General features: G+C 34.4%; 11 protein-coding genes. 8 read left to right on the top strand and 3 right to left on the bottom strand.

What is annotated here, in order from left to right; translation table 11 throughout:
- Positions 1-24: 24 nt before the first annotated feature.
- The 3 genes from BW936_RS02255 (at position 25) to BW936_RS02265 (ending at position 3,974) form a co-directional block, all read left to right on the top strand.
- A complete protein-coding gene (locus BW936_RS02255; RefSeq protein ID WP_076546692.1) occupies positions 25-1,215 on the top strand; it encodes a phosphoglycerate kinase in 1,191 nt (396 codons plus the stop codon).
- A 119-nt stretch (positions 1,216-1,334) separates the two neighbouring features.
- Positions 1,335-2,966: a LysM peptidoglycan-binding domain-containing protein gene (locus BW936_RS02260; protein WP_084181958.1), complete on the top strand. Its 1,632-nt coding sequence runs from the start codon at positions 1,335-1,337 to the stop codon at positions 2,964-2,966.
- A gap of 12 nt (positions 2,967-2,978) precedes the next feature.
- On the top strand, positions 2,979-3,974 hold the full coding sequence (locus BW936_RS02265; protein WP_076546693.1) for a DUF4837 family protein: 996 nt from the start codon (positions 2,979-2,981) through the stop codon (positions 3,972-3,974).
- Between the two features lie 113 nt (positions 3,975-4,087).
- Here BW936_RS02265 and BW936_RS19695 read toward each other — a convergent pair whose 3' ends face one another.
- From BW936_RS19695 to BW936_RS02275, 3 genes are all read right to left on the bottom strand, one after another.
- Positions 4,088-4,264 carry a DUF6747 family protein gene (locus tag BW936_RS19695; protein WP_167368343.1) on the bottom strand — a complete coding sequence of 59 codons (177 nt, stop codon included), beginning with the start codon at positions 4,262-4,264 and terminating at the stop codon, positions 4,088-4,090.
- A 339-nt stretch (positions 4,265-4,603) separates the two neighbouring features.
- Positions 4,604-6,724: an OmpA family protein gene (locus tag BW936_RS02270; RefSeq protein ID WP_084181959.1), complete on the bottom strand. Its 2,121-nt coding sequence runs from the start codon at positions 6,722-6,724 to the stop codon at positions 4,604-4,606.
- 334 nt (positions 6,725-7,058) lie between these two features.
- A complete protein-coding gene (locus tag BW936_RS02275) occupies positions 7,059-7,244 on the bottom strand; it encodes a twin-arginine translocase TatA/TatE family subunit (RefSeq protein ID WP_076546694.1) in 186 nt (61 codons plus the stop codon).
- Between the two features lie 194 nt (positions 7,245-7,438).
- On the opposite strand from BW936_RS02275, the gene BW936_RS02280 reads away from it, so the two are divergent.
- Genes BW936_RS02280 through rfbB form a run of 5 tightly spaced genes read left to right on the top strand, consistent with a single transcriptional unit; the run spans position 7,439 to position 13,553 of the window.
- Positions 7,439-8,311: a M23 family metallopeptidase gene (locus BW936_RS02280; RefSeq protein ID WP_076546695.1), complete on the top strand. Its 873-nt coding sequence runs from the start codon at positions 7,439-7,441 to the stop codon at positions 8,309-8,311.
- 6 nt (positions 8,312-8,317) lie between these two features.
- On the top strand, positions 8,318-9,814 hold the full coding sequence (locus tag BW936_RS02285; protein WP_076546696.1) for a GH3 family acyl-acid amido synthetase: 1,497 nt from the start codon (positions 8,318-8,320) through the stop codon (positions 9,812-9,814).
- A gap of 52 nt (positions 9,815-9,866) precedes the next feature.
- Complete coding sequence (locus tag BW936_RS02290; protein ID WP_076546697.1) at positions 9,867-11,549, top strand: DUF6909 family protein; 1,683 nt, start codon at positions 9,867-9,869, stop codon at positions 11,547-11,549.
- A complete protein-coding gene (locus BW936_RS02295) occupies positions 11,550-12,545 on the top strand; it encodes a hypothetical protein (RefSeq protein ID WP_076546698.1) in 996 nt (331 codons plus the stop codon).
- A gap of 3 nt (positions 12,546-12,548) precedes the next feature.
- Positions 12,549-13,553, top strand: a complete 1,005-nt coding sequence (gene rfbB, locus BW936_RS02300) for a dTDP-glucose 4,6-dehydratase (protein WP_076546699.1) — start codon at positions 12,549-12,551, stop codon at positions 13,551-13,553.
- Position 13,554 lies beyond the last annotated feature (1 nt).

Below are 13,554 nucleotides of genomic sequence, written 5' to 3' on the forward strand. Positions count from 1 at the left end.
GTTATCTAACAAAAGGAATATTACATGAAAGTATTGAATGACTTTAATTTTGAAGATAAAAAGGCGTTAATTAGAGTGGACTTCAATGTTCCGTTAAATGACAACTTTGAAGTTACGGATACCACTAGAATACAGGCAGCTAAGCCTACAATAATAAAAGTATTGGAAGACGGAGGAAGCGCCGTTCTTATGAGTCATTTGGGACGTCCAAAAGGGGAGCGAAATGCAAATCTTTCTTTAGGTCATATCGTAGATGCCGTTTCTGATGTGATCGGAGTTACCGTAAAGTTTGTTGGAGACTGTGTTGGTGAAGAAGCTGAAAAAGCAGTGGCAGAATTGAAAAGTGGAGAGGTACTATTATTGGAGAACCTTAGATTTCATGGTGAAGAAGAAAAAGGGGACGAAGCTTTTGCGGAACAACTTTCTAAATTAGGTGATATATATGTTAATGATGCCTTTGGTACGGCTCACCGTGCACATGCATCAACCACTGTAATTGCTAAGTTTTTTCCAGAGGCTAAGTGTTTTGGCTATTTGTTGGCAAAAGAAATAGAAGCAATAGATAAAGTAATGGCTACTGGTGAAAAGCCGGTTTTAGCAATTCTTGGAGGAGCAAAAGTTTCTTCTAAGATTACAATTATCGAGAACATACTTGATAAAATTGATGATTTAATCATTGGTGGAGGTATGACATATACGTTTATTAAAGCTCAAGGAGGTAAAATAGGAGATTCTATCTGTGAAGACGATAAAATGGAACTTGCCATGGAAATTCTTGAAAAGGCAAAACAGAAGAATGTCAGGGTACATATTCCGGTAGATGTTATTGCTGCAGATGCTTTTGATGCGAATGCAAATACACAAGTAGTAGACGTAGACAAAATACCAGAGGATTGGCAAGGACTAGATGCCGGACCAAATACCTTGCAAAACTTCAAAAAAGTAATTTTAGCTTCTAAAACTATTCTTTGGAACGGACCAATCGGCGTTTTTGAAATGGAAAAATTTGCAGCTGGTACCATAGCCGTTGGTGATTACATTGCAGAAGCTACAAAAGCAGGTTCTTTTTCATTAGTTGGTGGCGGAGATTCTGTAGCCGCAGTAAAACAATTTGGCTTTGAAAGTAAAGTGAGTTATGTGTCAACAGGTGGTGGTGCAATGTTAGAAAGCTTAGAGGGTAAAACATTACCAGGAATCGCCGCTATATTAGATTAAACAAGGGGAGATAGACGTACAGAATTTAACGAAAATTTGTACATTTTAAGAGAATTTATTTTATTCTCACTAAAAAATGTACGATTTTCGTTTGTTACGTTAACATATTTTACCCCATTATGAAGAAAGTAGCCTATAACTGTTTTTGTTTATTAGGATTAAGCTTGGTTCCTGTTTTAGGATCGGCTCAACAAAAAGATCGTGTTGCAACTGTGACAGATTCTTTGACCGACAATGCTATAGTTGTAAATGATTCACTAAACAATGGATCTCAGTTAGGTCAGTTAAATAGTATACAGAAATTAAAATCAGAAGATTTAACGCTATTTAAACCAACAGAATCATCAACATATAACCTTAAGGATAATGCATTGGCCGCCAAGTTCGATAGTCTATGGATGAAAGAACTTGTGGAAGCGGCACCTCTATACAACGAGATGCATGAGGAAATTATGGTAGGGCCAGATACGGCTTCTACATTCGTTTTAGACTTGCCTACGGATACATTGAAGATGCGTTTAGCCAAAATGAACGCAAAAACACCCTTCAATGTTGAGTATAACAAGTCTTTAGAAAGTGTTATTAAATCATTTCTTACTAGAAAAAGAGGGTTAATGGAGCGTATGCTTACCCTTAGCCAATTTTACTTTCCTTTATTTGAACAAGAGTTTGATAATAAGAATATTCCATTAGAAATGAAATATTTGTCTATTATAGAATCTGCATTAAATCCAAAAGCCCGTTCCAGGGTCGGGGCAACAGGTCTTTGGCAGTTTATGTACGGTACCGGTAAAGAAATGAAGCTAAATATTAATAGCTATGTAGATGAGCGTAGTGATCCTATTAAATCAACTGCCGCCGCAGCTGATTATCTCAATAGATTACATAGAATATATGATGATTGGGATTTGGCGCTTGCAGCATATAACTCTGGTCCTGGTAATGTAAATAAAGCTATACGTAGAAGTGGTGGGCAACGTAATTATTGGAATATTAGAAGAAATCTGCCAAGGGAAACTGCTGGTTATGTTCCAGCTTTTCAGGCTACTATGTATATTTTTGAATATGCAAAAGAACATGGTTTAAAATCAAAAAAGGCAGATCGTGCCTATTTTGAAACAGATACTGTTCATGTAAAAAGCCTAATAACTTTTGACCAAATTTCAGAATTGACAGCTATTGACAAGGAAGAATTAAAGGTGCTTAACCCTCATTATAAATTAGAAGTTATCCCTTTTATAAAAGGACGCTCCCATGCCTTAAGGCTACCTGTGCATAAAATGGGAAAATTTGTTGCTAATGAAGCGGCTATTTATGCTCACGTTGAAAAAGAGTTGAAGGAAAAAGAAGGGCTAATTGCAGAAATAGAAAAGAAAGCGCAGGCTAATAGTATTAGATATAAAGTTAGAGATGGTGATTTTCTTGGTAAAATTGCTGAGCGTTACGGAGTGCGTGTAAGCCAATTGAAACAATGGAATGGTTTGCGAAGCAATAATTTACGCATTGGTCAACGTTTAACCATATACCCAAAAAAAAACGCTAGTTCTTCCATAAAACCTAAGAAAACCCCTTCTAGAACAGCGGTTGCAAGTAATTCTAAAACTCACGAAGTAAGAAGTGGAGACTCTTTATGGACGATTTCTAGAAAATATCCGGGGGTAACTATTGAAAATTTACGAAAGTGGAACGGTATTAGTGGTAATAACTTAAAACTGGGCACAAAACTTAAATTGTGCGACTGTTCATCGTAAATTAAAACACCAATGAAAAAAAGAATTTTACTTTGTTTAATGGCAATTTTAGGATTGTCCAATGCCTGCAAAGAGAATGGTAAAGCAGATTATTTACCAGAATCTGTTGGCGCAATGAATACCTTAACGGTTGTTATTGATAATGATCTGTGGAACAGTAGTGTAGGTGATGCCATACGTGAAAACTATACCGCCGCAGCCCAAGGTTTAACTTGGGATGAAGCTCTTTTTAGCGTAACACAAATTCCACAACAGATTTTCAGTGGGGCAATAAGGAATACGAGCTCTGTGCTATATGTTATGGAAGATACGCTTAACATAGCGCATATGAAATCTAACATGTACGCAAAACCGCAAAAAGTAGGTGTTCTTAAAGGACGGAATAAAGAAGAGTTGATAGCAAATATCAAAAAAACGGCACCAGAGTTTATCGCTGATTTTAAAGCATTGGAAATTGGTAAAGCACAAAAGCGATTTGAAAAATCCTTGAATAAAGAGAAAGCCTTAGAAGATAAGTTTGATATCTCAATGAAAATACCTTCAATTTATAGAGTAGGTAGAGAAGAAGATAATTTTGTATGGATCGATCGTCAAATTCAAAAGGGAAACATGAATATAATTGCCTATACCATGCCCTGGGATAGTTTTCAGAACGATTCTACCTTTGTACAAGATATTATAAAGATGCGCGATTCTATTGGCGGACTCTATATTGGTGGAGAGGATATTCCTGGTAAACAAAACCATATGATCACTGAAAAAGCTTTTTCTCCATATGTCTTTCCTGCTGAGGTTTCTGGAAAAAAGGCAGCAGAAGTAAGAGGTATTTGGGAAATGTCGGCATATCCCATGGCAGGACCGTTCTTGACCTATATTATTAATGACAAAGAGAATAATCGTAAAGTAATACTTGAAGGTTTTGTTTTTGCTCCTGCAACGAAAAAGCGAGATTACATGTTTGAGTTAGAAGCTATTTTAAAGTCTGTACGGTTCAACATAAAAGAATAAAGCAAGTTAGGATTAGCTTTAAGATATTATAGAATGCAAAAGGCTCAGGAATTACCTGAGCCTTTTTTGTGTGAATAAAGTATGTCTTTTGCAAACCGTTCTTAAGTTACATATTAGAAATTACCGAAGCTAAAACCTGTTGATATTCTAAAAATTAAAGCATAAACGGCTGTGCCAATCAATACCAAACAACACCATGAAAATACCTTAAAGTAATGTTCTAAAATGATACTTTTCCAATCTTTAAAGGCTTCTCTGTATATTTCTTTTACTAGCGTAATTTTTTCCATGTTCAATAATTTTATTATTGCATGGAGTAAAGTTCCTCATTATCAGTGGTATAATAGGAAAGTTTAGGTAAATGGAAAAAATTATACTATAAATAGTAAACGGTTTTAGAAAGTTTCTATGAAAGAACAATTAGTTGGTTAAATGACCAAGCTCTTATGTATTATAAAATCGGCAATTAGTTGGTATTTATAGATAAAGTGAATTAGCAAAGCCGCGTTAATAGATTTAACGGTATATGTGTAACGTAAAAAGTACTTACATCGCTATTACTTGTGAAGCACTGAAAATAGAAGATCCTGCCCATGGGCAGGATCTTCTATTATGAATATTTAAATTAATTACATAGCTACGATAATAAATTCTGATCTACGGTTTAGGTAATGTTGTTTTTCTGTACAATGAATGGATCCGTCACATTCATTAATTAACTGTTCTTCACCATAACCTATGGCACTTATTATTTTGCTTGGATCTATGCCTTGTGAGATAATATAGTCCCTTGTAGATTTGGCACGTTTGTCAGACAAGTATTTGTTATAAACGGCATCGCCTCGAGAATCTGTATGAGATTCAATTTTAATGATCATGTTGGGTGAATTTTCCATAACCGCTACAAGTTTATCAAGCTCTAAGGCAGCGTCTTTACCTATATATGATTTATCAAAATTAAAATGAATCATCTCTGTTTTAAGCTTTTTAATACCGTTTTCAATAGCGATCATATTGTCAAGTTTTCTCATTGACACGTTACTATTAACAAGTTCATTAGCTTTCGTTGCAACTTCTTTTGTATCATCAAAATAATCTTCCTTGATGGTCTTTATGACATATCTGGTATCTGCATCTAGATCTTGGAATACAAAGTGACCATTTTCATCGGTATGCATTTCTTTAAGTTTGATGTTGTTTTCATCAAGCAATTCAACCAAAGTACTTGGCATTAGTTCACCATCTATCAAATCTGTTACAATACCTGAGATAGCACTGCTACTCGCTGGTATATCTTCTACCTGTAATGTAGTAAATGAATAGAGGTCATCATCTCCTTTTCCACCATCACGATTAGATGCAAAATAACCCTTTTGAGTATTTTCATCAATGATAAAGGAAAAGTCATCTTTTTTGCTGTTGACAGGCTTACCCACATTACGCACTTCTAAAAAGCCTATGTTATTATCAAACGCTACTTCATATACATCCAAGCCACCTAAACCTACATGACCTTCAGAAGAAAAGTACAATTTCTTATCACTTATAAAAGGAAACATTTCTTTATGTTTCGTATTAATTTCTGGACCAAGGTTTTTAGGAGAAGAGAAGGAACCGTCTACTAATATATCTACAACGAAAATATCTGTTTCCCCCATAGTTCCCGGCATGTCAGACACAAAGTATAATTGTTTTCCATCTTTACTAAGGGTTGGGTGCCCGGTAGAGTATTCATCGCTGTTAAATGAAACCTCTTCAGCTTCTGCCCATTCACCATCCACTTTATGAGACCGGTATATTTTTAAATTGTTTATTCCGTTCTTATCACGCTTTAGTTTTTTACCATAATTATTTCTGGTAAAGTACATAGTCTTATTATCTGGCGAAAAAGCAACAGATGCTTCGTGATATTTGGTGTTGATCTTTTTCGAGAATTTTATGGCATCTTTAAGTTTTTGAGACTCTTCGTTGATTTTGGCTACATATAAATCTAAGTAGGGTTGATTGTTCCACTTATATCTTCTGGTATTATAGATGGAAGAATCTTTAGCAGATGCATAGGCCAATTTACCAGTACCATAATACATTGGTGAGAATTCAGAGTATTGAGAATTAATAGAAAGGTTAGCTATATGGAACTTTTCTTTCATGCGCAAAAGTCCGTCCAGCACAATTTCATTTTGCTCTGTAGTACGTTCTATTTCTACGCCTGCACTGTTTTTATGGAATAGTTTTAAAAGGCGCTTTGATCTTTTATAATTGCCTATACCCTTAAGAGAATGCGCATATTTAAATAAATAGTCCGATCCCATGTCAGACCCATATTTTTCATAAAGTACGTTGTACCATTTGTAGGCCTTTTCCATATCAGTATTGAAATAATGTGCGTCTCCCGCCTTTTTCAATACATCATAAGAATAATATTTTTCACCTTTAGATAAAGCCTGCTCATAAAGTTTAGCAGCTTCTGCATACCACATTTTATTAAAATATGCATCTGCCCTTTTAATTAGTTTAGTTTTGGTTGCAGGCGTTGTTTGCTTGGTATTTTCTACTTTAGAAAAAGTAAGGTAATTAACAGGAATAGCACTAGCGGCTATCTGGAACTCTAATTGATTTTCTTCCTTAAATTCAGATTCAATACTTGAAGGGTAAGTATTTGTCCCCTGAGGATCAAGAATATTTTGTAAACTTTGTGCATGGGCAAAAAGGGCGAATATTAGAAAAAATAAGTTTAATACACTTTTCATAGATATAATTCTTGGCTAAACCTAATACTCAAAAAAGAAGTTTAGCTGTGATAAAATGATAGGCTAAAGGTTTTAGTATCATTCAGCTAACGAAATTAACAGTATTGAGGAATTTTGAATAGTAATTGTTGTGAACAAGGGGATTTTTGTCGTGAATACAAACTATTAAGTAAATTCTGAACCAGAACTCAAACCAATTATCACATATTTCAAGCAATTAATGAACTAATTTGAGCATTTTAATCAAAAATTTAATTGCTCCTATTCTATAGTGTATAAAAAAAAGCCTTGATTTACAAGGCTTTAAAAATAGATAAAAGAACTAAATTAAAAATTAATCCTTTTTGTTTTCTTCTAATTGTTCATCCTCTTTGGAGGCATCTTTAAATTCTTTGATTCCACTACCTAAACCTCTCATTAATTCAGGAATCTTTTTCCCTCCGAATAATAGTAGAATTACGACTACCACTAATATTATTTGTGGTGCGCCAATGGCCAAAAAAGTTGATAAAAATGTCATAAGACTTTAATTTTATAATGGATTTCAAATATAGTAAAAGTACTATAGAAATGCTTAATAAAACCAAATTGGTTTATCTTAAATATTAATTTAACTATAAATTAGGTAGATAGAACTCATTGACAGGGTTTAATACTACTATATTTCATCTTTTAAAGGGAAAAAATTTAAATTCTAAGTTTATCTTTGTTATGATGGCCAAGAAAAAAGTCAAAAAGAGAAAGGAGATAAGAAGAAAATTACTTCATAAGTATCGTTTGGTAATACTAAATGAGAATACCTTTGAAGAAAAAATTTCTTTTAAGCTTAGTAGGTTAAATGTTTTTGTCACAGGATCTTTATTTATGATCGTCTTAATAGGACTTACTACATTGCTCATTGCCTTTACGCCTCTTAGGGAGTATATACCGGGTTATTCATCAACCAAACTTAAAAAGGAAGCAACAGAACTAACCTATAAGACAGATTCATTAATTAGGACCCTAAACTATACCAATAAGTATTTAGATAATATTCGTATGGTTTTAAAGGGTGATATTGAAAATACTGTTTTTAATAGAGATTCGCTTTTTCAACAGTTTAAGTTAGACCCGGAATCTGTTGATCTAAACCCAATAAAAGAAGATTCTTTATTGCGTGCAGAGGTTGCTCTTGAAGATAAATACAACTTATTTGAGCGCACGATAGACAAGAAAAATTTGGTATTGTTCACTCCGGTTTCCGGATCTGTGTCCATGGGCTTCGACCCAAATGAAAAACACTATGCAGTAGATATTACAGCTGTTACGGATAGCCCGGTCAAGGCCATTGCCAACGGAACGGTAATTTTTTCTGAATGGACGGCAGATACGGGTTATGTGATAATTATAGAACATGAAGGAGGGTTGTTAAGTGTATATAAGCATAACGGGTCTTTATCTAAATACCAAGGTAATATAGTAAGAGGTGGAGAAGTTATTGCCAAGGTGGGTAATACGGGAGAGCTCACCACCGGACCACATTTGCATTTTGAAATTTGGGACAATGGTACACCTATTGACCCCTTAGATTATATAGACTTTAATTAACAACAAATGTCGCTAAAGACCATTGCAGCTAAAATATTTGCACACCGTATCGCTAAAAGAACAGATACGTGGGTCAATACCCCTATTGAAACACAAGAAAAGGTTTTTAAAAAGCTAATTGCGAAAGGAAGCGAAACAAAGTTTGGGAAAGACCACGGTTTTAATACTATTAAAACACACAATGACTTCATAGCACAAGTCCCTATAAGAGATTATGAAGAACTAAAGGATTATGTAAATCTGGCCGTTGATGGAAAAGAGAATATTCTTTGGCCAGGAAAACCGTTATATTTTGCAAAGACTTCTGGTACTACTTCTGGAGCAAAATATATACCTATTACGGAAGGCAGTATTAAAGAACAGGTAAAGGCTTCTAGGAATGCTATTCTAAATTATATTCACGAAACAGGAAAAGCTGATTTCGTATCTGGGAAAATGATTTTTTTACAGGGAAGTCCGGTTTTGCAAGAAAAAAATGGAGTGAAATTGGGCAGGTTATCTGGTATTTCTGCTCACTACGTACCTAATTATTTACAGAAGAATAGAATGCCCAGTTGGGAAACAAACTGTATTGAAGATTGGGAAACCAAGGTCAATGCCATTGTGGAAGAAACCAAGAATGAAGATATGACCGTCATAGCAGGTATACCTTCTTGGGTTCAGATGTATTTTGAGAAACTTAAAGAAAATACCAATGAGTATGTTGGTGATCTATTTAAGAATTTTGAACTATTTATTTATGGAGGGGTCAATTACGAACCCTACAGAAAGAAGTTTGAGTCTTTGATCGGTAGAAAGGTAGCGAGCATAGAATTGTTTCCTGCAAGTGAGGGTTTTTTTGCATATCAGAATTCCCAAAAGGAAAATGGTATGCTACTTCTTTTAGATGCAGGAATTTTTTATGAGTTTGTTCGGTCTAATGAGTTTTTTGACGAACACCCCAAACGGATTACCTTAAAAGATGTAGAGGTAGGCATTGACTACGTTATGATTATTTCTACCAATGCTGGTTTATGGGCGTATAATTTAGGTGATACCATTCGGTTTATTTCTGTTTCTCCTTTTAAAATTGTAGTTTCTGGTCGTATAAAGCATTTTATTTCTGCCTTTGGTGAACATGTTATTGCCAAAGAAGTGGAAGAAGCCATGTTGGTCGCCACAAAAGCAACGGATGCTAGTGTAAGCGAATTTACCGTGGCACCACAAATAAGTCCTAATGAAAACGAACTGCCCTATCATGAATGGTTTATAGAATTTGAAAAATTCCCATCTCATATGGACGTTTTTATACAGGAATTAGACTCGGCACTACAAAAACAAAATAGCTATTATTATGACCTTATTGTAGGTAAGGTGCTGCAGACATTGAAAATTACACCGGTAAAAAGTGGAGGTTTTTTAGAGTACATGAAATCAATAGGTAAGCTAGGCGGACAGAACAAAGTGCAACGTTTATCTAACGACCGAAAAGTGGCAGAAGGCTTATCAAAATATAAGAGCTAGAATAACTAGCTTTTAAATAACAGATTATTAATCGTAATTTCGTTTGAATTCCATGGGAAAAGCAATTACAACAACAAGAGCGCAAGAGTCTACAAATGCCATAGAACGCATGTATATAACTATGCGTCACCTTTTTAATAGAGGCTTTTATAAGCCAAACGGGGTTTCCGGGGAAGCACTTAAAAACGCCTTACTACAGTTAAGACCAGAAATTTATGGTTCTGTAGGTGAAGAGAAGGCAGAGTTAAATGGACTTATTTACGTTTTAGAAAGATTACCAGAAGGTATAGAACAATGTTCGTTTATTAATTTGACCTCTGATGAAGGATATGGGATTTCTCATATTAACCCAATAATTCCGCCCAAAAGAAGAAGAAACTGTTATCGTATAGACGAAGAGCAGATGAATATTGAGATTACCAGAGGTCGGTCAGACATCTATGATATTCTCACCCACCTTACCTTTTTGTTCATAGAATCTGAAAAAATATGCAAGCGTGTTTTAATAACGGATACAGAAAAAACCATCAGAGATTGGACAAAGCTTGAAGTAGCCGTTGAAAAAGAAGACCTGTCACAAGATGAGCGTGAAATTGCGCTTATACATACCGCTAATATTTTAGGTAGATCTTTTGAAGAAATTTTAGAAGTCTATAAGAAGTTCAGTACAAAAAGTAATCCTGACCGATTTTTGAATGTTATTTATTGGTTAGGTAAACTAGCCATAGCCGAAGAAATCTCAGGGGAGAAAAGAGCGGTAACATTCAGCGCATTACTAAGAGAACGACTTGGTCACCATATTCATGGAGAAAGATGGGCAAATAACATAAAGGAAGTTTTAACCAAAAACAACCTTATGCATAGGCCCATTCATATTATTTCTGCCAATATGCATAGTGTTATGAATTCGCTATTTGCAAAAGCAGCCTTAAAAACGGAGTTTCCCAATACAGACTCATTAGAGATTTTTGAAGCTCTAAGTAGCTCTGGAAATGCGGTACTTAGAAAAAAAGTGACAGACTTGGCAGAGAAGAACGGTATGATCATTATGGATGATACCTCTGGCACAAATATAGATGTACAGATATTTGATACGGCTAAAATAAAAATCAATAATTGTTCGTACGAATTTTCAACTAAAGAGATTGATAAAAAACCTGTTATATTTGTAATGGATTACGCATTTGGCGAACAGGCATATGAAACAATAGATGAGTTGTTGAAACCGTATATTACCAAAAAGAAGGATCCTACTTTAATAAATGTAGATTCAGTATCCATTATGGGAAAAGCAGGTATTCTTGAAGGAGGAAAAGGAGATTTAATGATTCCCTCAGCACATATTTTTGAAGGTACCGCTGATAATTATCCGTTTAAAAATGAATTGTGCGCCAAAGACTTTGAGGGATACGGTTTAGAAGTTTTTGAAGGAACCATGGTAACTGTTTTAGGGACCTCTCTTCAGAATAAGGATATCTTAAAGTTCTTTCATAAATCAACTTGGAATGTTATAGGATTAGAAATGGAAGGTGTGCATTATCAAAAGGCCATACAATCTGCTTCAAAAATAAGAAAAAGTATAGGTGAAGATGTTAAAGTACGTTATGCATATTATGCTTCAGATAATCCATTAGAAACAGGTAGTACATTGGCATCAGGAGGGTTGGGTACCACTGGTGTAAAACCAACATACCTGATTACAGATAAAATTTTAAAGCAAATATTTTCTTCATAAATGGCAAGCAATCAATCACCATCTACTCAAAACAATTCTGATGAAATTGACTTGGGACAATTATTTCAACTAATAGGACGAGGTTTCAACGCCATATTTCGTTGGATTTTAAGGGTATTTCTATACCTTAAAAAAAACATACTTTTACTTGTTGGTCTTGTTGTAATAGGTCTGGCCATTGGTTATGGTTTAAATCAAATTATATCAAAAAAATATAAGACAGAGGTAATTGTAAAACCACAAATAGAAAGTAAAAATTACTTGTATGATGTTGTAAATGAGATACAGTCTAATATAGGAGCAAGAGATACCTTGTTTTTCAAATCAATAGGTATTGATCCTATTGATTTCAATGGTTTAAATATAGAAATTACCCGAGTTGCGGAGGTGGGCAATTCTGAAAGCGATCTTCAATATTTAGAATTGCTTCAAAGTTTTGAGAATACTGATGCTATTGCAGATATTGTTAGGGCTGAACTTCAGAACAAAAGTTCTTTTAATCATAGAATTACATTTTATTACCAAGACCCTGCAGTTGGTAAAGTTTTTGCTGAAAAGGTTTTAGAATATATCAATACAAATACTTATTTCAATAGTCTTTTAGATGTGTATAGAAGCAATGCTACAGCTAGAATACAAGAAAATGAGAAATTGTTGGTTCAAGTAGATGAGATCATAGTAAATTATACGAAAGGATTAGCATCAAAAGGAAACAACACTTCAAGTGATAAAATTATATTGGACAATCAAGAGCAAGTTAATATTGCTGATATCTTTGAATATAAAACAGGCCTTATTAGAGATATTGAGACTAAGAAACTAGAACTTGAGGAGCGTTTGGTCCCAGTTAGTATAATCAATTTGGGCCAGACACAAGTAGAACACCAATCTTTCTTTGGCAAAAGCATTGTGTTGATCCCTATCATATTTATTTCGGTATTTTTTATATTATCCATACTGGTCTATTTAAATAAAAAATCAAAATCTATAATCTAGTTTATGGCAAACCACCATTCTAACGAAACTATTTTAATTACTGGTGGAGCAGGTTTTATAGGAAGTAATTTTATCCCTCACTTTTTAGAAAAACACCCAAACACCAATGTGGTTAATTTAGATTTGTTAACCTATGCAGGCGATATACGCAATCTTAAGGAAGTTGACAACAACCCTAATTATAGATTTGTCAATGGGGATATTTGTGACTACGTTTTGGTCAAGAAATTATTTGAAGAGTTCAATATTTGTGGGGTCATTAATTTTGCTGCAGAATCTCATGTAGATAATTCAATTAGCTCTCCAGGGCAATTCATAAAAACGAATATTCAAGGGACTTTTAATTTATTGGAAGTGGCCCGGGTTTTATGGAATGGCAAAAAAAATAGATTTCATCATATTTCTACTGATGAAGTTTATGGTTCGTTAGGCGAAGAGGGTTTCTTTACGGAAGAATCAAACTATCAGCCCAACAGTCCCTATAGTGCATCTAAGGCGTCTTCTGACTTTTTAGTGAGAAGCTATCATCATACGTACGGTATGAACGTGGTAACCAGTAATTGTTCTAATAATTATGGACCAAAGCAACATGATGAAAAGTTGATACCAACAATTATAAGATCTGCCATTAAAAATGCGAAGATTCCAATATACGGTAATGGAAAAAATGTAAGAGATTGGCTGTTTGTAAAAGACCATTGTGAAGGTATTACTGCCATTTTTAATAAAGGAGAATCTGGTGAAACCTATCTGTTAGGTGGAAACAATGAATTTGATAATTTAACAATTGCTTCGAAAATCTGTGCTATTCTGGACATTAAACGCCCTAAAGCTAAAGGGAGTTATAAAGATCAAATAGAATTTGTTAAGGATCGGTTGGGACATGATTTTAGGTATGCAATAGATGCATCAAAAATTTCTAAAGAATTAGGTTGGGAAGCTTCAGTAGCGTTTGAGTTAGGATTGGACGAAACTATTGAGTGGTATTTAAATAAATATCAATTGTAAT

It is taken from the genome of Maribacter ulvicola (assembly GCF_900155985.1).
GTDB lineage: Bacteria > Bacteroidota > Bacteroidia > Flavobacteriales > Flavobacteriaceae > Maribacter > Maribacter ulvicola.